At 63.6% G+C, this 261-nt stretch carries 1 protein-coding gene; it reads left to right on the top strand.

Going from position 1 to position 261, the window contains the following annotated elements; genetic code table 11:
* On the top strand, positions 1-261 hold a 261-nt coding region (locus SM755_RS23845), incomplete at both ends, for a hypothetical protein (RefSeq protein ID WP_369335291.1).

The following is a 261-nucleotide window of genomic DNA, read 5'->3' as shown; positions in this document are numbered from 1 at the left end:
CACTCGCAACGTCCCCAATCCAGTGGGCCATCCTGGCCGCTTCGTTCGCCTCGACAGTCGTCGGACTGTACGTCGCCTATCAGGCGTACCGCGGCTACCGCCGCCACCAGAGTCGGCCGATGCAGTATCTCTCGCTCGGCCTCGTCATTCTGATGGGTGTCACCTTCGCTTCGGCGTTCGTTGGCTCCTTGTTGCTCCGCGGCGGGGTCGTTCCGAACGACTACCGGCCGGGCTTTACCCTGCTCGTCAGACTGCTTCAAC

Origin of the sequence: Natrialba sp. PRR66, assembly GCF_034808065.1 — an archaeon.
GTDB lineage: Archaea > Halobacteriota > Halobacteria > Halobacteriales > Natrialbaceae > Natrialba > Natrialba aegyptia.
This window is presented reverse-complemented; position numbering and strand designations above follow the sequence as displayed.